16 protein-coding genes and 1 tRNA gene are annotated in these 22,769 nt (G+C 34.8%); 11 read left to right on the plus strand and 6 right to left on the minus strand.

Features of this window, described 5'->3' with window-relative positions:
- Positions 1-31: 31 nt before the first annotated feature.
- Positions 32-814 (minus strand): DUF3050 domain-containing protein, encoded by a 783-nt coding sequence (locus AC23MC_RS06520; RefSeq protein WP_487567556.1) that lies wholly within the window; start codon positions 812-814, stop codon positions 32-34.
- Positions 815-928: 114 nt separating this feature from the next.
- Positions 929-2,107, minus strand: coding sequence for an acyl-CoA dehydrogenase family protein (locus tag AC23MC_RS06525; RefSeq protein WP_248432593.1), 1,179 nt, complete (start codon positions 2,105-2,107; stop codon positions 929-931).
- Between the two features lie 311 nt (positions 2,108-2,418).
- Here AC23MC_RS06525 and AC23MC_RS06530 point away from each other — a divergent pair, with 311 nt between their 5' ends.
- The 4 genes from AC23MC_RS06530 (at position 2,419) to AC23MC_RS06545 (ending at position 11,863) form a co-directional block, all read left to right on the plus strand.
- A complete protein-coding gene (locus AC23MC_RS06530; protein WP_487570635.1) occupies positions 2,419-8,364 on the plus strand; it encodes a hypothetical protein in 5,946 nt (1,981 codons plus the stop codon).
- 10 nt (positions 8,365-8,374) lie between these two features.
- A complete protein-coding gene (locus AC23MC_RS06535; protein ID WP_487567554.1) occupies positions 8,375-9,628 on the plus strand; it encodes a hypothetical protein in 1,254 nt (417 codons plus the stop codon).
- A 51-nt stretch (positions 9,629-9,679) separates the two neighbouring features.
- Positions 9,680-10,930, plus strand: coding sequence for a T9SS type B sorting domain-containing protein (locus AC23MC_RS06540; protein WP_487567553.1), 1,251 nt, complete (start codon positions 9,680-9,682; stop codon positions 10,928-10,930).
- A 135-nt stretch (positions 10,931-11,065) separates the two neighbouring features.
- Positions 11,066-11,863, plus strand: coding sequence for a tetratricopeptide repeat protein (locus tag AC23MC_RS06545; RefSeq protein WP_487567552.1), 798 nt, complete (start codon positions 11,066-11,068; stop codon positions 11,861-11,863).
- Here the strand turns inward: AC23MC_RS06545 and AC23MC_RS06550 are convergent, their stop codons facing one another.
- From AC23MC_RS06550 to AC23MC_RS06560, 3 genes are all read right to left on the minus strand, one after another.
- Positions 11,864-12,526 (minus strand): tRNA1(Val) (adenine(37)-N6)-methyltransferase, encoded by a 663-nt coding sequence (locus AC23MC_RS06550; RefSeq protein ID WP_487567551.1) that lies wholly within the window; start codon positions 12,524-12,526, stop codon positions 11,864-11,866.
- A gap of 117 nt (positions 12,527-12,643) precedes the next feature.
- On the minus strand, positions 12,644-13,168 hold the full coding sequence (rimM, locus tag AC23MC_RS06555; RefSeq protein WP_487567550.1) for a ribosome maturation factor RimM: 525 nt from the start codon (positions 13,166-13,168) through the stop codon (positions 12,644-12,646).
- Positions 13,169-13,180: 12 nt separating this feature from the next.
- Complete coding sequence (locus tag AC23MC_RS06560; RefSeq protein ID WP_487567549.1) at positions 13,181-13,747, minus strand: 30S ribosomal protein S16; 567 nt, start codon at positions 13,745-13,747, stop codon at positions 13,181-13,183.
- Between the two features lie 205 nt (positions 13,748-13,952).
- On the opposite strand from AC23MC_RS06560, the gene AC23MC_RS06565 reads away from it, so the two are divergent.
- The 7 genes from AC23MC_RS06565 to AC23MC_RS06595 all read left to right on the plus strand — a co-directional run bounded on the left by AC23MC_RS06565 (position 13,953) and on the right by AC23MC_RS06595 (position 22,148).
- Positions 13,953-14,450 (plus strand): DUF6252 domain-containing protein, encoded by a 498-nt coding sequence (locus AC23MC_RS06565; RefSeq protein ID WP_487567548.1) that lies wholly within the window; start codon positions 13,953-13,955, stop codon positions 14,448-14,450.
- A 148-nt stretch (positions 14,451-14,598) separates the two neighbouring features.
- Entirely contained in the window at positions 14,599-14,973 is a 375-nt protein-coding gene (gene rbp / locus AC23MC_RS06570) for an RNA-binding regulator (RefSeq protein ID WP_487567547.1), read from the plus strand.
- 177 nt (positions 14,974-15,150) lie between these two features.
- A complete protein-coding gene (dnaE, locus tag AC23MC_RS06575; RefSeq protein WP_487567546.1) occupies positions 15,151-19,665 on the plus strand; it encodes a DNA polymerase III subunit alpha in 4,515 nt (1,504 codons plus the stop codon).
- A 121-nt stretch (positions 19,666-19,786) separates the two neighbouring features.
- A complete protein-coding gene (gene trxA / locus AC23MC_RS06580; protein WP_112085032.1) occupies positions 19,787-20,104 on the plus strand; it encodes a thioredoxin in 318 nt (105 codons plus the stop codon).
- Between the two features lie 108 nt (positions 20,105-20,212).
- Complete coding sequence (locus AC23MC_RS06585; protein ID WP_487567545.1) at positions 20,213-21,139, plus strand: DUF58 domain-containing protein; 927 nt, start codon at positions 20,213-20,215, stop codon at positions 21,137-21,139.
- Between the two features lie 87 nt (positions 21,140-21,226).
- Positions 21,227-21,300: transfer RNA gene (locus AC23MC_RS06590), tRNA-Asp, on the plus strand.
- 275 nt (positions 21,301-21,575) lie between these two features.
- A complete protein-coding gene (locus tag AC23MC_RS06595) occupies positions 21,576-22,148 on the plus strand; it encodes a pseudouridine synthase (RefSeq protein WP_487567544.1) in 573 nt (190 codons plus the stop codon).
- Between the two features lie 64 nt (positions 22,149-22,212).
- On the opposite strand, the gene AC23MC_RS06600 is transcribed toward AC23MC_RS06595, so the two are convergent.
- On the minus strand, positions 22,213-22,689 hold the full coding sequence (locus tag AC23MC_RS06600) for a TspO/MBR family protein (protein ID WP_487567543.1): 477 nt from the start codon (positions 22,687-22,689) through the stop codon (positions 22,213-22,215).
- Positions 22,690-22,769: the final 80 nt, after the last annotated feature.

Consider the following 22,769-nt stretch of genomic DNA (forward strand, 5'->3'; position numbering starts at 1 on the left):
GAAATTAAATACTAAAGATAGTAGAAATCAATTAGTAGCAAACTTCTTTTAGTGAAATTTTTTCTTCAATTGCATCCCAAAGTGCAATTCTTTTTTCTAATGCCAGAATCGAGACTTCTTCCACTTCTTTCCATTTTGTTTCGTTTTCACCGCATAATTCGTTTATCATAATCATGGCCATTGGTCCATGTTCATCACCGTCCAATTCGATGTGTCTTTCAAAATAGTAAATCAATTTAGATAAATCAGTTTCAGGAAAATTGGTTTGAAAGTTTTTCAAAATAGCGGTAAACATTTCCGGAATTAAATCTTCTCTTCCAAAAGTGAAAGCGGCGGCAATTTCATGTGGTTTGCCTTGTTCAATCACTCGGAATGTAAAATCGAGAAAATCTTTAATATTTGGATGTAAATCACTTTGTTTGATGGAAACAAATATGTTTTTAGTTTTTATAACATTATCTAAAAATGATTCAATTGGTCTGATGTCTGCACCACATGATTGCATGGCGTCAATATACATTTCGTAGTGACTTTGTCTTTTTCCGTCAAGGGAAATATCGGTTTCTTCTGCAAGTACTATTTCGTTGATAAGATAACGTGTTTCCGGATTTCCCACTGGTAACCATGGTGTAGAAGTACACGTCAAAGCGGATTGTAATGCTTTCAAGAGCGACATAAAATCCCAAACAGCATAAATATGAGATTCTTGAAATTGTCTTAAATCATCAATAGTTTTTATTTTTTTGTATAAAGAATGATTTAGTAGTTGCTCTTTTTGAGGTAGTATTTTTTCGTTGATGGTTTTGATATTCATGGCAATTTTTATTTATAAGTACGAAATAGGAAGGATGATAGTTTTATTTATACAAAGCTAAAAAAGCTTCCTCGAATGAAGAAGCTTTTTGTATTGATTTTAATTATTGTTTACTTATTTGAATGCTTGCATGCCGGTAATATCTGCTCCGGTAATAAGTAAATGAATGTCGTGCGTGCCTTCATACGTAATCACAGATTCCAAATTCATACTGTGTCGCATGATTGAATATTCACCTGTAATTCCCATTCCGCCAAGTATCTGACGAGCTTCTCTAGCAATATTTATAGCCATGTCCACATTATTTCTTTTAGCCATAGAAATTTGAGCAGTTGTTGCTTTTCCTTCATTACGCAAAACACCTAAACGCCAAGTTAGCAATTGAGCTTTGGTGATTTCGGTAATCATTTCTGCTAATTTTTTCTGTTGTAATTGTGTTGCAGCAATGGGTTTATCAAACTGAATTCGTTCTTTTGCATAGCGTAAAGCCGTATCATAACAATCCATAGCAGCACCGATTGCACCCCAAGCAATTCCGTAACGAGCAGAATCTAAGCAACCAAGCGGAGCACCTAAACCTGATTTATTTGGCAATAAATTTTCTTTAGGAACTTTTACGTTATCAAAAATTAATTCGCCTGTTGCAGATGCACGAAGTGACCATTTATTGTGTGTTTCAGGCGTTGTAAAACCTTCCATTCCACGTTCAACTATTAAACCGTGAATTCTTCCTTCTTCATTTTTTGCCCAAACAACAGCGATGTCTGCAAATGGAGCATTAGATATCCACATTTTGGCTCCGTTTAACAAATAATGATCGCCTTTGTCTTTAAAATTAGTTGTCATTCCACCTGGATTTGAGCCGTGGTCAGGTTCGGTTAAACCAAAGCAACCCATCATTTCACCTGTGGCTAATTTTGGTAAATATTTCATGCGTTGTTCTTCGTTTCCATATTTCCAAATTGGATACATAACTAAAGAAGACTGAACGGAAGATGTAGAACGAACTCCAGAATCACCTCTTTCGATTTCCTGCATGATTAATCCGTAAGAGATTTGGTCTAAGCCTGCACCACCATATTCTTCTGGTATATAAGGTCCAAAACCACCAATTTCTCCCAAACCTTTTATAATTTGTTTCGGAAATTCTGCTCGTTGAGCGTAGTCTTCAATTATTGGAGAAACTTCTCTTTTAACCCAAGCACGTGCAGAATCACGCACTAATTTATGCTCATCCGTAAGTAAATCATCTAATAAATAATAATCAGGAGCTTGAAATAAATCTGGTTTCATTTGTTTCGTTTTAATTGATGCAAAAGTAGGTAAAGAAATGTAACAAATCAATTAACAATTGTTATATTTTTATAGTTTTTTAGATGTGATTTACTAAAAATGGGGAAAGAAAATGGAGCATATTTTTGTATACAACTTTATTTACTGTTAAAAATGCTTAACTTTATAGAAATAATACTACGTTCAAATCGTTTTTGTTCTACAAACAATGAATAATATTCTTATTACATTTGTTGATTGTGTATGTGGTTAATAATCAGTTAACAAAGTCAATAAGTAAAGTAACTATTATTATGTTGAAAATAAGGTGTGTGACATCCATAGTGTTTTTCTTTTTGACAAATTATATTTGTCAATCAAATCCGCTTGTGATATTTGAGTCAAACTCTTTAGTTCCGCTGGCTGGCACTTATACTATACCTGGTGATTACAGTACAATTGGAGATGCGGCTATTGCATTAAATACTTTTGGAATAAGTGGCCCCGTGGTTTTTAATGTTTTGGCGGGTCATTTGGAAACTGCCCCATTAGGAATTAGTGCAACAATACCTGGAGGAATCGTTTTTGCTTCTGTTGCTGGCACAAGTAGCACAAACACCATTGTTTTTCAAAAAAGTGGAGTTGGGGTAAATCCTTTGGTAATAGCTGGAGAAAATCATTTTGCAGGAGGGATTATGGATGCAGTTATAAAATTCATAGGATCTGATTTTATAACTTTTGATGGAATTGATGTGTCTGAAAACCCATTAAACACAAATGCTACTATAGCTTCTAACAACATGACGGAGTTTGGATATGCATTTTTTAAAGCAACAAACACTGATGGAGCTAAAAACAATATAATTAGAAATTGTACAGTTAGTCTAAATACAGGTTCTACCAATTATCCAAATACGATTGGGATTTTTTCTACAACAATTACAACCGCAGTAAATGGAATAGCTTCAGTTAGTAACACAAGTATTTTAGGTTCTAATTCGGATAATTCAATTTTATTGAACAACATAAGTGGGGCAAATTTAGGTATTGTTGTGATTGGTTCAAATACGGCAGCTGCAATGGATTCGGGTTGGATAATTAATGAAAACACAATTACAAACTTTGGTATTGGAAATGGAGAAGCTTCGTCACTTTATCACAAGTTAGGCACAACCACCCAGGGAATTTTGGTTAATCAATCGTATAATTTTACTATTTCAGATAATATTATTACAAGTATAGATGGAAGTTTAACTACACCAATTTCGATGGTTGGGGTTTTGATTGGCTGGTCGGGCACTGTTATACAACCAACAGCTACAGGTTATACTAATGTATGTGAAAATAATTTCATAACAATTAAAAATAATCTAAATGAAAGCATGTATGGTGTTTGGTCTAGAATGGGAAATGATTTATCAAAAGTAAAAATCACAAATAACGAAATTTCTTTAATTAATTCGTCTGTAAGCCTGCCTGTTTCAAAATTTACTAAAGGAATTTTTATAGATAGACAAATGGGCGATATGATTATTTCTGAAAACCAAATGCAAATTAGTTATCTAAATACGGATCATTCAGATGTAATTCATTTTATTCAAGCAGATGTTGCAACAGCTATTATAAGAGAAATAAATAGTAATAATTTATCAACTCCCGTGGGTCAATCGTTACGAACAAATGGTGCAGTAATTGGAATTTCTCATAATGGGATTTCTTCAAATCAGATAAATGTTAATCTAAATACAATTTCAATAGATAAAGGAAGCAACAATACAGCTTCAATTTTTTATGGTATTTATAGCTCTTCAACAAGTACAGCTGTAGATTATTTAGTTCAAGATAATAGCATTACATTATCAAACAGTTTTGTTTCAACCGGAACCACTACCATTTGTGGAATTTATAGTAATGATGGGACACCTCTGACAAATAGAACAATTTCTAACAACAGTATTTCCATACAAACTAATAATCTTTTAGGAACAACGCATGGAATTCTTTCAGGAAAAGCAAACGTGATTACGATTATAGAAAATGAAATCTCTATTAATAATTATTGCGGTACAATAAACGGTATATTTTTAACAGCCGGATCTATTAGCAACCAATTGGTATCTAACATAATTTCAATTTCTCCGATTAATATGCCGGCAAATACAACCAATATTAGAGGAATTAACAATGCTATTGGTCTTTTAACAACATCATTAAATGAAATTACAATTGCACCAACTTTTCAAGCAGCACCAACCATTTCAGTTAATTTATATGGAATAGATAATACAGTCGCAAATTCTTCACTTTCTGGTAATACTAACGTTACTTTGGCTCCTGTTTTTAATGTTGTTTCAGTAAGTGGAAATATCGCAATAATAAGAAACTCTGCATCCAATATTGAAATTGCTAATAATGCTTTATTAGAATTAAACGCGATTAATTATTCTGGAAACCTAAATGTTAAAGGCATTTTAAATAGTGGAGCTAATTCAATTATTCTAAATAATCAACTAATTTCAGTTAACGCTACTGCCCAAGAAGCGGTTGCTGTTAATGGAATTGAAAGTTCTGCTGCGGGTGCAGGAACGCAAATTTTAAACAATCAAAATTTAAATGTTAATGCTTCGTCAACAAATTTGAATGCCACTGCAAGAGGAATATTTTTTGTAAGTGGATTTGTAAAAAACAACAGTAATATCTCTCTAAACGCCACAGCAGGAACAACTATAATAATGAATGGAATTTATGGTAATGGTGAAATAGAAAATAATAAAATTTTTACATCAGCCAATGCTCAAACAGGAATTTCAGGCACATCAGGAATCTTTTGTGGAGCATCTAGTTTGGTTAAAGACAATGAAATAACCACCAATTTTGTTACTGCATTAGGAGATGCCTTGGCTATAGGAATAAATAGTTCAAATGCTAATTCAATGATAATTAATAACACAATTGATCATACTGTAATTTCTAACGTAAACAACCCTAGTGCAAATTGGCGGGGTGAAGTATATGGAATTAGAAGCTATGGCGAAAATACAGTTATTGAAAAAAATAAAATTCTAAAAGTATTTGGATCCATGGGAAGAGGAACCACATATTTTGAAACAGCCGGAGTATACATTGACAATGCAGATAATCCGGTAGTTCTAGGAAACACAATTAGTAACGTTTCCTGCAACGGAACTGCTCGCGACAGAATATATCTTAGTGGAATTTATGTTACCGGAAATTCTTATAACGGACTTATTAAAAACAATAAAATAGTTAATATTTCATTCAACAATTCAGTGACTGGAACAATTTTTGTTCCCCCGTTTTTTTTCGTTGATATACCGGCTAATACTAACGGAGTTTGGATTAGGATTGCCGATAATACAGTAACTTCCGATTATACAATTGTAAATAATCACATCTCAAAATTATACCATAATAATGCATCTAAAATAGGAGGTATTTTTGGGCTAACTTTATCTACAAAAGAACTTAATTATAAAGTGTATAACAACACAATTTTAATTGGCGATAATACTACGATGGTTACAAGTAGTACCACTAGTCATTTTGGTGGAACAGCAGTTGGCTATGTAAACAGAGTTGGTAATGGAAGTTTAGATTTAAGAAACAATATCTTATATGTAAATTTGTTACCAAGATCGTTAGGTTTTGCTTCTGCTCTAGCTGCAATAAAGAGTCATAATACATCAGACGGGACTACTAATCCGGGAGTAACTGGATTACGCCCGCAAAACTATCACTTGGCCTCCAACAACAATTTGTTTTATGCTCCATCAGTTCATGGAAGAAGATCTTATTTTTATTGTGAAGGAGATGGTTTTGGAACAGAATTTAACCGTTTTAATATCGATCATAATCTCACAGCGGTTCATGACCCAAATATTAATGTAGATCCCGCATTCGCTGGATGTTCCAGTAAATATAAAGCTCTAATGGGAGGTTCAGATTCTGAAAGTTTTTATCAAAATGTAACTCTTGTTGAAGGAACCGGAGACCAAGAAGGCGTTTGGACACCCGTTGGTGAAACTTTTGCAGAATTAGGTGCTCAACTTATTGACCCAATTTATGATTTAGATTTTAATAGTGTTAGCCGAGGAAGTGAAATAGACATGGGTGCCGTTCAATTTAATGGCGAATCAGTTCAAGCACCGGAAATTATCTATTCACCACTAACTTTAGGAGGATGTGGTTTGGTGCCAACCTCTTTAGTGCTCGCCAATGTTCAAATAACAGATGATTTTGGAACATATGTTTCTGGAACTTTAATTCCAAGACTATACTATCGCATTAATACCGGACCTTGGTCAAGTGTTCCCGGAACATTAGTTTCAGGTGATGCAAATAATGGTTTTTGGAATTTCACGCTTACCGGATTATCAGCCGGAACATTGAGTTATTACGTGATTGCTCAAGATAGATTATCAAAAATTGGAGCCGTTCCCGGAAGTGGATTAGTGGCATGTAACGTTAATTCTGTAACTACTCATCCAACCTCACCAAACACATTAACTTTAGGAGGAGCAATTGCAACCTACACTTCAGGAAGTTGGAGTTCCACCCCAGATATTGGAAAAGCAGTTGTTATTGATGACGATTTAGTTATTTCTTCCAACATCGATGCTTGTTCGGTTTTGGTAAAATCAGGTAGAACTGTAACAGTCACTTCGGATATTTATCTAACCGTTTTAAATGAAGTTGTTGTGGAAGCCGGAGCAAACCTAATTTTTGAAGATAAAGCAAGTTTGGTTCAAATTAACAATGTTGCAAATACCGGAGATATTGAATACAATCGAATTGCAAGTGTGAAAAAATTAGACTACGTCTATTGGTCGTCTCCTGTTGTTGGTAATGGAGGAGTGAGCGGATTCAACATCAATAGTCTTTCGGCCAACCCGACAGAAATTATCGGACCAAAATATAAATGGAATACATTACAAAATAATAATAACGGAACTGGCGGAAACATCAGTCAAGGAATTTGGACAAATGCAAACGCAAACCTAATGGAATCTGGCAAAGGATACATCGTTCGGGCACCCAATTCATTTAGCGAAACACTAAATCAACCGTATAAAGCAACTTTTAGTGGTGTTCCTTTTAACGGAGATTTGAGTTACCCAATTTATCGAGGCGATTATACCGGACTGGATTATATAGGATTGAATGGACAAACCATAACCAATTTAGATGATAATTTCAATTTGATAGGTAATCCATATCCATCAGCCATAAGTGCTGCTCGATTTATTTTTAGAAATACTCCTGTAAACGGAGGAAATATAATTGGAGGAGTTAGGGTTTGGACCCACGGAAATAGCCCATCAACATCTTATCAAAATCCTTTTTATGGATCGTTTGCCTATAACTACACTTCAAATGATTATATAATTTATACTTTGTTGGGCTCAACTTGTTGTCCTGCCTTAGAAGATGATTTTATGATTGCAGCCGGGCAAGGTTTTTTTGTGCAAATGCAAGACGGAACAGCAGCTAGTGATTTTGCCTATTTTAATAATACGATGCGAAGTAAAAATTATACAAATGCAAATTTCTACAGAACATCCAATCTTACAGAAATTGTTGATTTTAATTTTGAAAAACACCGAATTTGGTTAGATGTTTTAGATGAAAATTTATCATCAAACAGAACACTTTTAGGATATGCAGAAGGAGCAACTTTTGGCGTAGACGATTTGTATGATTCAACAACCAAGGAAAATCTAAATTCGCTACAGATCTATTCTTTTGCAGAAGAATCTAAAACAACCACACAAGCCAGACCATTGCCGTTTGATATAAACGATGAGGTTTCAATTGGTATAAATGTTCCTATTCAAGGGCAATATACAATTGCATTAGCAGCCATTGACGGATTGTTTCATGATAATGCTATTTACTTAAAAGACAATTTTTTAAATTTAGTTCATGATTTAAAAGAAAGTCCTTATCGTTTCCAAGAACAAAAAGGAGCAATAAATAATCGTTTTCAAATACTCTATCAAGACAATAATTTAAGTCAGCCCGATTTCAATGTTGGTTCAGTTACTGCATTTGTCAAAAACAATGAAATTCACATAAAATCTTCGTTAAATGAAATAAATGAAATCACTTTATTTGACCTTACGGGAAGAAAAATTTATCAAGAGAAAATTAATGCCAATGAAACAATTATAGAACATCTAAACATAGCCAATCAAACAATTTTAATTCAACTGAAAATGTCAGATAATCAGTTAATAACAAAGAAAATTATATTTTAAAAAAATAATTATGAAAGTAAAAATTATACTTGCCGCCCTACTTTTTTCCGCAACAACTTTTTCACAAGTTAGTATCGGAGCTGCTCTTCCAAATCCATCTGCAAACTTAGATGTAACAGCAATTGATGTTGATGGAAATACGAGAGGATTATTAATTCCTCGTCTAAACCTTTTAAACACAACAGACGCAAGTACCATTAATAATGGAAACGTAAACAGTTTGCTTGTTTTTAACGAAGCAACACAAGCCGATGTTACTCCCGGATTTTATTATTGGTATGTTAATAAATGGGAAAGAATTTCAACCGGTGCAGGTTCCGTGACTGAAACAAATACAGATTTATTCTTTGATCCTGTAACCGGTGAATTGTATTATACAAATGAGTTAGATAATAACGCACCAATTGACTTGAATTCATTAAAAATTGAACCATGGCAAGTTGAAGGAACAACCGATAAAGCGTCATTAAACACACAAAATATCTATCAAATTGGAAATGTAGGAATTGGAACAAATGACATGTTAGACGGTGTCGCTCTTGATGTTCGAGGGGCAGTTAGAGCAGGAACTGGAAACACAGGGATAATCGGATTGAACTCTGCGACTTTTGGAACAAACAACACAGTTTCCGGACCAAATTCATCCGCAACCGGAATAAATAATATTGTGCTTGGAAATGTTTCCGGAGCAATCGGACAAAATAATATTATCAATACCGATAATGCTATGGCGATTGGAATTGGGAATTTTGTAAATGCAAGTAAAAGTTTTACTGTAGGAGAAGGTAATTCTGTTACAGGAAACCTTGCTTCCGCAATGGGTAGAGAGAATATTGCCAATGGTGAAATTGCCGTTGCCTATGGATTAAATAATCAATCAGTTGCTGATTACAGCTATACATTAGGTGTTGGAAATATTGCCGGAGCGATGGGAAGTATGGTTTTTGGAAGATATAATGCCCTAATTGATGGTGACCCAACTAATTTTGCAGTTCCAACAGATCCTTACTTTCAATTGGGTAATGGAGATGGACCAACAAACAGAAGTAATATGATTACTATTCTTAAAAATGGAAAAATTGGGTTTGGTAATATCTATGCTCCTCAAGCAACTATTCACGTTGTAAAAACGGGTGCCGATTTAACTCCTGCAATCATAGAAGGTTGTGAAGTCTATCCGGATAACGCTGCGGCTACAGCAGCCGGTGTTCCGTTGGGCGGACTTTATAGAACGGCAACAGGCGTACTAATGGTTCGTTTCTAGTTATTCATTAAATTGAAATAGTATTTCAGTTTAAAAATTAAATCAATTAAGATGATAAAAATAATAGTAAAGTTATTAATTGTTTTTGTTTCAGCCACCGCAGGGTTAATGGCTCAAACGAAGTTAAATAATCAAGGGATTCTTTCGATTCAAGGAATCGCAGGAACATTATCAGCAATAGACAATAACGCTACAGGAGAATTAATTAATGATGGAGATTTTTATGTTTACAATCATTACAACAATGATGGTATAGTAACTTTTTCATCGGGAATAAGTGCCGGAATAACCAGAGTGAATGGCATATATGGTTTTCAAAATATTTCCGGCACCGTTCCCATGGATTTGTTTGATGTTGAATTCAACAATAATTTACTTCAACCTGCTTTTCATTTGTCAAACCAAATCAATGTGTTTAACGTATCAAATTTCTTGCAAGGAATTGTAGACAATGATAACCATGGTGGTTTATTTGTTTTTGAAAATAATGCATTTCACATCAACACAGCAGATCAAAGTCATGTAGATGGTTATGTTCGCAAAAACGGAAATCAATTTTTTCAATTTCCAATTGGAGATGGAGGTCAGTTTCGATATGCTTCCATTTCTGCTCCGCAATTTTCTACCGATGCTTTTACAGGAAAATATTTCTGGCAAAATTCAAATCCAATTTATCCGCACGAAAACAGAACAAGTATCATCACATTGATTGATAATGCAGAATATTGGACAGTTGGTAAAACTGCAGGAAACAGCAATATTTTTCTAACTCTTTCTTGGGATGAAGATACTACGCCAAGTGAAATTTATTCTGCTCCTTTTGAAGATATTCACATCGTTCGTTGGGATGTTGCCCAAAACAGATGGGTTGACGAAGGCGGTGTAGCCGATGCAAATACAAAAGAAGTAACAACCATAATCGATCCGCTTACGCAGTATGGTGTTTTTACATTGGCTCGTGTTCGCTCAGAAGACATTTTGCCTTGCGGCGGAAGAGGCGTAGTCATCTACAATGCTATTTCTGCAAATGACGACGGTAGGAATGATTACTTTATTATTGACGGAATTGAAGAATGTCCGCAAAACACTGTTGAAATTTATAATCGATGGGGTGTGAAAGTTTATGAAACAACATCTTATAACACAAATGGTAATGTTTTTAATGGTTATTCCGATGGTCGCGTTACGATTGCAAAAAATGAAAAATTACCTGACGGGACGTATTTTTATCACATCAATTTCTTTGATGAAAATGGTGGTATTCGAACCAAAAAAGCAGGTTATTTATACTTGAGCTTATAAATTTTTAGGTTGGTTTTTTAAAACACTCAGCGTTAGAATTCTAACAATGAGTGTTTTTTTTGTCATTAACATGTTGTTAACCCTAAAGATTAAAGAAAACAACTATTTTTCCAATTGTTTTTAAAGCCATAAAATATGAAAGTGTTTTTTATAATTTTTGCTTCATTATTTTCGTTTACATTACTAGCACAAAATAGTCAAGCAAGTGCTAACATAAAAGAAGTTCAGCAAAAAATAGTAGATGAATACGTGCACAATTGTGCCAAAAATTATTCATTTTACCAGATGGCAGAACTGCAGGATTGTTTAGACGAAGGTCTCAAAAAAGACCCAACAATTGCTTATTTATGGCAGCAAAAAGCAATGCCTTTATTTAAAATGAAAAAGTACGAAGCCGGAATGGTTTTTTGTGACAAAGCAGTAGAACATGATCCGCAACGATGGTTGTCATACAGAGCTTACATCAAATGTATTTTTGCAAAAACATACAGAGAAGCCATAATCGATTTTGAAAAATGCAAAGAAATGCACGGCAATAGTTATGAAATGGATCATACCTATAATTTCTACATTGCCTTATCACATTTACAATTGAATGAATTTGCAAAAGCCGAAGAAATTTTTAAAGCTGATATTTTAGAACAAATTGAACAAAAAGGAGAAGCTCATCACCTCGATTTATTTTACTACGGAATAACCTTGTATGAACAAAAAAAATGGGAGCAAGCCATCGAAGAATTTGATAAAGCCATCTCTCAATATGAAAACTTTTCAGATGCAAAAGTCTATAAAGCTTTTTGTTTAGGACGAATTGGTCAAGAAAAAAGAGCCAATGATTTGCTGTTGGAAGCCAAAACAGATGCAAAAAATGGTTACACTATTAATGAAGATAATATGATTTTCGAAGTATATCCGTATAAAGTGAAATGGTAATTACATCTTTAAATAAAAATCTTTAGTAAGATTGATATAATCATCTGTATATTCGTGACGATTGATTTCTATCACCAATTCATCAGCCGTTAAGGTGCTTAATTCATAGCGTTTAAAAGCCAACAAACTTCGTTTAATTTCTGTATTATGAGTGCCTTTTACGCGAGTTACTTTTATAGGATAAAGTTCTACTTCTGAACACAAATCTATAAATTTTTCTTCTTCTTTGTATGGGATAATGACGGCAAAGATTCCGTTTTCGGAAAGTAATAAATCAGCCGCTTCAATTAAATCTTCAAAAGGCATCGCCTCTTGAAATCGTGCCAAATCACGTTTTGAATTTTCGGTTTTATAATCTTCAGCATAAAAAGGCGGATTGGAAATGATTAAATCATACTCATCTTCAGGTTCATCCACAAACTCATCTAAACCGGCGTGAAAACAAAATAGACGATCGCCCCAAGGTGAATTTTCAAAATTTTCTACGCATTGTTCGTAGGCATCTTCGTCAATTTCTAATGCATCAATTTGTTCGGCATTGCTTCGTTGAGCTATCATCAACGACAAAATACCCGTCCCAGCTCCAATATCCAAAACAGAAAAAGGATTGTTTTCAATCGGACACCAAGCTCCCAACAACACACTATCAGTGCCTACTTTCATAGCACATCGGTCTTGTTGAATAGAAAATTGTTTGAATTGAAACACGATAGTTAACGATTTTTGAATAAAGATTTTTGATTTCAAAACCTGAAACTTGAAACCTGAAACCTGAAACTTTTAAAAATACATCTCCACTAAACCTTCCGGTAAATTCATAGTCACCTTCTTATTATCCCTATCAATTTTTATCAAAAACTGATCAATCATCGGAATAAGCATTTCAACATTACCATTCAATACTTCAAAAAGTGGTTGAGCAGTTGTATCATTAATCGAAACAATTTTTCCTACCACACCAAGCCGTTGGTCTTCTACTTCAAAACCAATTACTTCGTGATAATAAAATTGATTTCCTTCTAATTTTGGTAAAAACGAAAGCGGAAGATAAAGTTCACAACCCATAATGGCGTCGGCATCCTCTTCTGTTTCAACATCTTCAAATTTGACTCTCAGAAAGTCATTTTTATGTAGTGAACTATTTTCAATAAAAAATGGAACCAAATTTTTGTTTAATTCAACAAAAACTGATTCCATATTTTCATATAATTCAGGCTCATCTGTGTCTAAATAGACCAAAACTTCACCTTTAAAACTAAATTTTTTAGCGATTTTGCCAAGATAGAAACATTCTTCTTTTCGCATTATCGCAAAATATTAAGCTTCTTTTTCTTCGTTTGATTCTTCAGCAGCAGGAGTTTCCTCAACAGCTACTTCAGTTGCAACTTCGCTAACTTCTTCGGCAACCTCTTCAGTTACTTCAGCAGCTTTCAAAGCATCAGCAGCAGCATTTGCACGTTTTTCATTTGCAACTTTTTCAGCTTTCAATGCTTCAGCTCTTGCTTTCTCTTGTGCTTTAGTTAAACCTTCTTTTTTAGAAGAAACTTTATTTGCTTTTTCATCAATCCAAGCTGCTAACTTAGCATCTGCTTGTTCTTGTGTAAGAGCACCTTTTCTAACTCCACCATCCAAGTGATGTTTCAATAACGCACCTTTATATGAAAGGATAGCTCTTGCAGTATCAGTTGGTTGAGCACCATTGTGTAACCATTGAACAGCACTGTCCAAGTTTAAATCAATTGTTGCTGGGTTAGTGTTTGGGTTGTAAGTTCCGATTTTGTCTAAGAATTTACCATCTCTTTTGGCTCTTGCATCAGCAGCCACAATCCAGAAAAAAGGTTTTCCTTTTTTACCGTGTCTTTGTAATCTAATTTTTACTGGCATAATCGTATGATTAAATTTTGAGGTTCTCGACCTCTGTTAATTAAGGGTGCAAAGATATAAAAGTTTTTTGGAATAGAAATCAATGATTCAAAATTTATTTAAATTAGTTGATTCTTAATGTTTTGAGCGTTTTTAACAAAAAAGTATATCGTTTATTAAGTAGAAAAGCTATTTTTGTATTCTAGAAATAAACACAATTGATACAATGAAAAAATATTTTTCTCTTTTAGCTCTTGCTTTTTTATTCATTTCCTGCGAAGAAGATGTGGTTTTAAATTCACCTTCTGTTCAAGGAAGATTAGAAAATACATTTTGGAGAGCAATTGATTCCGAAGCCGTTTTGCAACCAAACGGTGGTTTAGTAATTACCGCAAAAGCTCGTTTACAAACCATGACACTTCGAATTCCTTCTAGAAATCCGGGAACTTATGTTTTGGGTCAAAACCAATCACGAGTTGCAACTTTTGTTTTTGACTATGATGGTAGTGAATTGTTTTACAGCACAGGTATAACCACAGAAGAAGACTTTCAAGGTGATGGAGAAATAAAAATTACAGAATTTGATGCTGCAAACGGAACTGTTTCCGGCTCATTTCGATTTAATGCAGTTAACATGGCAAACAATCCATTAGGAGGAGAGATATTAAACTTCAATCAAGGTGTTTTTTATAAAGTACCAGTTGTTGGAATAGAAGAAGACTAATAAGAAAAAAAGTCCCAAAAAAGCCATTTCGAATCAAAAACGAAATGGCTTTTTTATTTATTTTCAACATTTTATGAAATAAAGTTTGCTTTTTAAGATGGTTTGCCATTTTAATAGTTTACCTTTGTTTCAAATAATATTATTTTTTATGAACATTTTTATAGGAAGCCTTCCTTGGAGTATTGAGGAAGCAGATTTAAGAGAGTCTTTCGAGGCTTATGGAGCAGTAGACTCTGTAAAAGTAATTACTGATAAATTTACCGGAAAAAGTAAAGGTTTTGGTTTTGTTGAAATGCCTAATGACGAAGAAGGTCAAAAAGCTATCGACGAACTAAACGGAGCAACCGTTCAAGGTCGTGCTATTGTGGTAAACAAATCAGAACCAAAACCGGAAGGCGAAAAAAGAAGCTTTAACAACAACCGTTCAGGCGGTGGTGGTTACGGTGGTGGTGGAAACAGTCGTGGTGGCGGTGGCTACAGCGGTGGTGGAAACAGTCGCGGTGGCGGAGGAGGAAGATACTAGTATTTTTTCTTTATACACATCAACAAAACCATTCTGAGCAATCAGGATGGTTTTTTGTTGATAACTAAAATTGATATTCTCTGCGGTAAAATGTATTTTTGAAAATGTAATTATTGATGGTTTTTTAACTCATCACTAAGGACTCACCACTAAGGACTATTCTTTAATAACTCTCGCATGTTTTTAATCTTCGATACCGAAACCACCGGCTTGCCCAAACGATGGGATGCACCACTAACCGATACCGACAACTGGCCCCGTTGCATTCAAATTGCTTGGCAATTGCACGACGAAATGGGAAATTTGGTTGAGCATCAAGATTATCTTGTACAACCGGACGGATTTAATATTCCGTACGATGCCGAACGAATTCACGGTATTTCAACCGAATTGGCTCAACAAGAAGGAATTCCTTTAAATGAAGTACTCGAAAAATTCAATATCGCTTTAAACAAAGCCAAATTCATCGTTGGTCAAAATGTTGGTTTTGATGTGAATATTATGGGATGCGAATTTCATCGAATGAATGTGAATTCTCCAATGAGTGCTATGCCGGTTCTAGACACTTGTACCGAAGTTACTGCAAACCTGTTGAAACTTCCCGGCGGAAGAGGTGGAAAGTTCAAGTTGCCTACGTTAACCGAATTGCATCAATATCTTTTTGGCGTTCCTTTTTCAGAAGCTCATAATGCAACTGCCGATGTGGAAGCAACGACAAGATGCTTTTTGGAATTGATAAGAAGAGAAATTTTTACCAAAGAAGAACTCGATGTTCCGACCGATTATTTCAAAAATTTTAACGAACAAAATCCGAAAGAAATTCAACTTATCGGATTAAAACATATTAATTTAAATGAAGCTTCTGAAGCCATTCGGAAACAATTTCAAAAAGAACAGCCAAAAGAAATTCCTAAAAAGGAGTTAGTTGAAAACCAAAAAACATTAGTTGATGTTGATTTTGTGCATTTGCATAATCATTCGCAATTTTCCGTTTTGCAATCCACTATTTCGGTTGCCGATTTGGTAAAAGCAGCCGTAAAAAACAAAATGCCTGCGGTTGCCATGACCGACATAGGCAATATGATGGGAGCTTTTCATTTTGTTCGCGATGTTTTATACCATAATAAATCAGCCGAAGCTAAAAATAAAGCAGCAATTGAAGCCGGAGAAAATCCCACAGAAACAATTATCAAACCCATTGTAGGTTGCGAATTTTTTGTTTGTGATAATCATAAAGATAAAACTCGAAAAGACAATGGCTATCAAGTGGTTTTTCTGGCTAAGAATAAAAAGGGTTACCATAATTTAGCCAAAATGTCATCCATTGGTTATACGGACGGTTTTTATTATGTTCCCCGAATTGACAAAGAAGTTATTCAAAAATATAAAGAAGATTTGATTGTTTTGTCGGGAAGTTTGTCCGGTGAAATTCCGAATAAACTTTTAAATATTGGCGAAAATCAAGCAGAAGAAGCCTTGCTCTGGTGGAAAACTGAATTTGGTGATGATTTTTACATCGAATTGATGCGACACAATCAAGAAGACGAAAATCGAGTAAATACTTCGTTGATTTCGTTAGCCAGAAAGCATGATGTAAAAATGGTGGCTACGAACAATGTATTTTATGTAGATAAAGAAAATGCCAATGCTCATGATATTTTGCTTTGTGTTCGCGATGGTGAAAAACAAGCGACACCCATAGGTCGAGGTCGAGGTTATCGTTACGGTTTACCCAATCAAGAATATTATTTTAAGTCGGGCGACGAGATGAAAAAACTCTTTGCCGATTTACCGGAAGCAATTTTAAACATTAGCGAAGTAGTCGATAAAATTGAAATTTTCGATTTAGCTCGAGGAGTTTTACTTCCAAAGTTTGATATTCCTGAAGAATTTTTAGTTCCAGAAGATGAAGAAGATGGTGGGAAAAGAGGTGAGAATTTATATTTGAGACATCTCACGTATGAAGGAGCTAAAAAGCGATATGGAACTATTACTCCCGAAATTGAAGAACGATTGGATTTCGAATTAAAAACCATCGAAAATACGGGTTACCCGGGATACTTTTTGATTGTTCAAGATTTTATCAGAGCCGCTCGTGAAATGGATGTTTCCGTAGGTCCCGGTCGTGGTTCGGCTGCCGGTTCGGTGGTGGCATATTGTTTATGGATTACGAACATTGACCCCTTAGAATACGATTTACTTTTTGAGCGTTTCTTGAATCCGGACAGGGTTTCAATGCCCGATATTGATATCGATTTTGATGATGAAGGTCGTGGTCGCGTGATGCAATATGTGATTGATAAATACGGTTCAAATCAGGTGGCACAGATTATCACGTATGGTAAAATGGCAACCAAATCATCCTTGAGAGATACCGCTCGTGTGCTGGATTTACCCCTTTTTGAAGCCGATAAATTAGCCAAATTAATTCCGGGTATGATGCCTGGAAAATGGAGTTTAGCCCGATTTTTATCCGATTCAATCGAAGAAGTTAAAAAAGCCGTTCGTTCGGATGAATTTGATAATATTAAAGAATTAATTGCGATTGCTAATCAAGGTGAATTAGCCGGAGAAACTATCCAACAAGCAAAAGTGTTAGAAGGTTCGCTGCGAAATACCGGAATTCATGCATGCGGAGTTATCATTACGCCAAGCGATATTACCAATTTTGTTCCTGTAGCAACAGCAAAAGATTCGGATTTATATGTTACCCAATTTGACAACTCGGTGGTTGAAAGTGCCGGTTTGTTGAAGATGGACTTTTTGGGATTAAAAACCCTTACGTTAATAAAAGATACGGTTAAATTAATTAAATATCGAACCGGAAAAGAACTCGATCCGGATGCTTTTCCAATTGATGATGTCAAAACGTATGAGCTTTTTCAACGTGGTGAAACAGTCGGAATTTTTCAATATGAATCGGTTGGAATGCAAAAATACCTTCGTGATTTAAAGCCTACTGTTTTTGGCGATTTAATTGCTATGAATGCGTTGTATCGACCGGGACCATTAGAATATATTCCGTCTTTTGTTCTTAGAAAAAATGGACAAGAAGAAATAAAATATGACTTAGATGCTTGTGCAGAATATTTGAGCGAGACCTATGGAATTACAGTATATCAAGAGCAAGTAATGCTTTTGTCTCAATCTTTAGCCGATTTTTCAAAAGGTGATGCCGACGTTTTGCGTAAAGCGATGGGTAAAAAAGATAGAGCAACGTTGGATAAAATGAAACCAAAATTCATAGAACAAGCAGCATCTAAAGGTCACGATGCAACTGTTTTAGAAAAAATTTGGAAAGATTGGGAAGCTTTTGCGAGTTATGCCTTCAACAAATCGCATTCCACTTGCTATGCTTGGATTGGTTATCAAACGGCTTATCTTAAAGCTCATTATCCTGCGGAATATATGGCGGCGGTGCTTTCTAATAATATGAACGACATAAAACAGGTTTCGTTTTTTATGGAAGAATGCAAACGAATGGGTATGAAAGTATTGAGTCCCGATGTGAATGAATCGTTTTATAAATTTACAGTAAATGATGATGGGGCGATTCGTTTTGGAATGGGAGCCATCAAAGGAGTAGGAGCAGGAGCAGTAGAAACCATCGTGCAAAACCGATTAAAAGATGGAAAATATAAATCTATTTTTGATTTAGCAAAGCGTATCGATTTGCGTGCCGCGAATAAAAAGGCCTTTGAAAATTTAGCTTTAGCAGGTGGATTTGATGGTTTTTCGACAACGCATCGTGCACAATATTTTCATCACGATGGTGATAATATTACGTTTTTGGAAAAAGCGATTCGTTACGGAGCAAAATTTCAGGAAAATGAAAATTCAGCTCAAGTGAGTTTGTTTGGTGAAGCAAGCGATGTGCAAATTGCAGAACCACAAGTTCCGCCTTGCGATGAATGGAGCACGATGGAAAAACTAGCCAAAGAAAAAGAAGTGGTTGGAATTTACATTTCCGGACATCCGTTAGATGATTTTCGATTTGAGATGAAATATTTCTGTAATTCAAAATTAGAATACCTTAAAAATTTAGAACAGCACGTCAATAAAACATTATGTTTTGGCGGAATTATAACTAACGTTCAACATCGTGTGGCTCAAAACGGAAAAGGCTGGGCGTCGTTTATGTTGGAAGGATATGACGAAAGCCACGAATTTAGAATTTATGGTGAAGAATATTTAAAATTCCGACATTTTATCATCCAAAATAATTTTACGTTTATGAAAGTGATGGTGCGTGAAGGTTGGGCAAACAAAGAAACCGGTAAAAAAGGCGATCCACGAATTACATTTCAATTAATTCAGTATTTGCAAGATGTTTTGCCACAGTTTGCAAAAAAATTGACAATTCAAATGGACATCATGGCATTGCAACAAAATTTGATAGCCGATTTAAGTGCTATTTTTAAAACTTTTCAAGGAGATAACACAGTTACTTTTGAAGTGATGGAATTAGAAAAAGTCAAAAAAGAAGTAGAAATAAAACCAATTGTAATTGCTTCGGATGATGATTTAGATATTGAAAATTTAGAAGATATTGAAATGGAAATTGACGCTCCAAATGAGGAAATCAGAATGGTAACGAAGTTAAGTATGCCAAGTCGCAAGCTGAAAGTTCAAATTTCAAATGAATTATTAAGTGAGTTGGAGAAAAAGCAGGTTGATTTTAGGTTGAATTAACCATCAATTCCACAAATACATACATAATCAAAACTAATTTTCAATTAACACTTCATTAAGTTTTAAATTTTTAAATTTGCAGTGTTAAGAAAACAAATAATAATCAATAAAAAAATATAAAATGGCATTAGCAATTACAGATGCTACTTTTGATGAAGTAGTTTTAAAATCAGATAAACCGGTAGTAGTAGATTTTTGGGCAGCATGGTGCGGACCTTGTAGAATGGTTGGACCGGTTATTGATGAAATCGCAACAGAATATGAAGGAAAGGCTGTTGTTGGAAAAGTTGACGTAGATGCAAACCAAGAATTTGCAGCAAAATATGGCGTTAGAAACATTCCAACTGTTTTAGTATTTCAAAATGGAGAAGTAGTGGGAAGACAAGTGGGTGTTGCTCCAAAGAAAAATTACACGGATGCAATTGATGCATTGTTGTAATTTTCAATAAAAATAAATTTCAAGGTCTGATGAAAATCAGGCCTTTTTTTATGCTGAACTTTTCTTTATCTTTGAATCGAACCAATTTGGTAAATAGACGAAGAAAAGATGAACATCGAATCTCAAAAAGAAATAATATCCGGTTTTAAGCACCTTGAATTACTAGCCAATCAAGTAGTAGAAGGCTTTATTTCCGGAATGCATAAATCACCTTTTCACGGTTTTTCAGCCGAATTTGCCGAACATAAAGTCTATAATAAAGGAGAAAGTACCAAGCATATCGATTGGAAGTTATTTGCAAAAACCGACCGCTTATACACCAAAAAGTATGAAGAAGAAACCAATCTTCGTTGTCATTTAATTATTGATAACTCTTCTTCTATGCATTTTCCAAAGTTAAAAAATGACGAACCTTTTTATGAAAGTAAAATTGGATTTTCAGTTTTAGCTTCTGCTGTTTTGATGAATTTATTAAAGAAACAACGCGATGCCGTGGGTTTAAGCGTTTATTCTGATACGTATGAATATTATGCTCCTGAAAAAGGAAGTGACCGTCATCATCGAATGGTTTTAAACAAATTGGAAGATTTATTGGAGAATCCGAAAATCTCCAAACCAACCGAAACAGGTACATTTTTACATCAAATTGCCGAAAAAGTACACCGTCGTTCGATGATTATTTTGTTTACCGATATGTTTCAATCCGGTGAAGAAGAAGCACTTTTTAATGCTCTTCAACATTTGAAACACAACAAACACAAAGTCGTTTTATTTCACGTTGTGGATGAAAAAAGAGAACTCAACTTCGATTTTGATAATGCTCCAAGAAAATTTATTGATGTTGAAACCGGCGAAACAGTTAATTTGTTTGCCGAAAACATCAAAGAGGCTTATGAAAAAAGCGTAGATTCCTATTTCAAAAAAATAGCGATGACGTGTGCTCAAAACAAAATAAAATATGTTCCTGTGAATGTGGGAGCCAATTTTGAAAAAATATTAACCACATACTTGGTTGAAAAACAAATGTTTGGATAATGGATGAAAAAATATTCTAAAAAAAAGTAGTCAAAACACTTGCAGATGTTGAAATGTGTTGTATATTTGCAACCGCAATTAAGCGAAGGTTTGGTAGTTCAGTTGGTTAGAATACATGCCTGTCACGCATGGGGTCGCGGGTTCGAGTCCCGTCCAGACCGCTAAATTGGAAAAAGCGATTCAGTAATGAATCGCTTTTTTGCCCAAAAAAGTATTTAAAATAGTTGTGTTGTTTTGGACGACCGAAAGGAAGTCCTGGTTTAGTAGTTAGACCAATGAAAAGCTTTCCACTTTTGTGGATAGCTTTTTTGATTTATAGCAGTTTCCCACAAAGTTTGTCATTCCGACGATAGGAGGAATCTCTGAAATAATGAATCAATTTCAAAATCGCTGGATTAACAAGATTGGATAAGCTGCGACTGAAAGCTAATAAAAAATGATGAACCACCGCCATTTCTTAATCCACAAACCCTACGGCTACCTTAGTCAATTTATCTATGAACTAAAGCGAACTAAAAAGTTGTTGGGCGAATTACACGATTTTCCTCCCGGAACAATGGCAATTGGTCGTTTAGACGAAGATTCAGAAGGTTTGCTTATTCTCACAACCGATGGAATGATGAGCGAAGTCGTACGAAGCAAAAAAGTAGAAAAAGAATATTATGCTCAAGTGGACGGAATCATCACACAAGAAGCCGTAGAGCAACTTCAAAACGGGGTTTTAATTGGTTTTAAAGGAACCAAATACAAAACCAAAAAATGTCAAGCAAAATTGATTGAGGATCCAAATTTCCCGCTTCGTTCGCAAAAAATTCGTGATGAACGACACGGACCAACCTCTTGGGTTTCTATCACACTCACGGAAGGAAAGTTTAGACAAGTACGAAAAATGACTTCTGCGGTAGGTTTCCCAACTTTACGTTTAGTTCGTGTACGAATTGGAAATTTTCATTTAGCTAATTTGCAATCGGGAGAAGTTATGGAGATTGAAAGTGTTTTGGGGGTTTAATAAAACAGATATATTTTCAACATCTCGGCTCTCCTCTCCTTTGGAGAGGGGCTGGGGGTGAGGTTTACCTATTCAACCACCAAATACTTCCATTCAAAATCATCGCAAAACTCACCCAAAGTAAATACGGAATCATTAATTTACTTGCTAATGCATCAATCGGTTTGAACAATTTGATGGTTTCAAAAATCATTAACCAAAGCAAAAGAATTTCAACTAAAGCTAAAAACGGATTCTGTAATCCAAAAAATAAAAAACTCCACAACGCATTCAAAATCAATTGAATTACAAAAACCCAAAGTGCTTTTTTTACTAAAACTGGAACAGATTCTATTTTGCTCCAAACTAATCCGGCACTTACACCCATCATCACATACAAAATCGTCCAAACCGGAGCAAATACCTCGTTGGGCGGATTAAAAGATGGTTTATTTATGGTTGGATACCAAGTAGTAATCGAAGATTGTGTCACTAAACTCGAACCATATCCAACGGCCAAACAAATGGCAACGGCAATCGCAATTTTTACTATTTTTGACATACTATTTTTTATTCAAATGTAACAATTCTGCTGCCAAAAAATAGCGAATCACTCAAAAAATGTATCTTTGCTCAAAAATA

Source organism: Flavobacterium sp. T50_26, assembly GCF_057652995.1.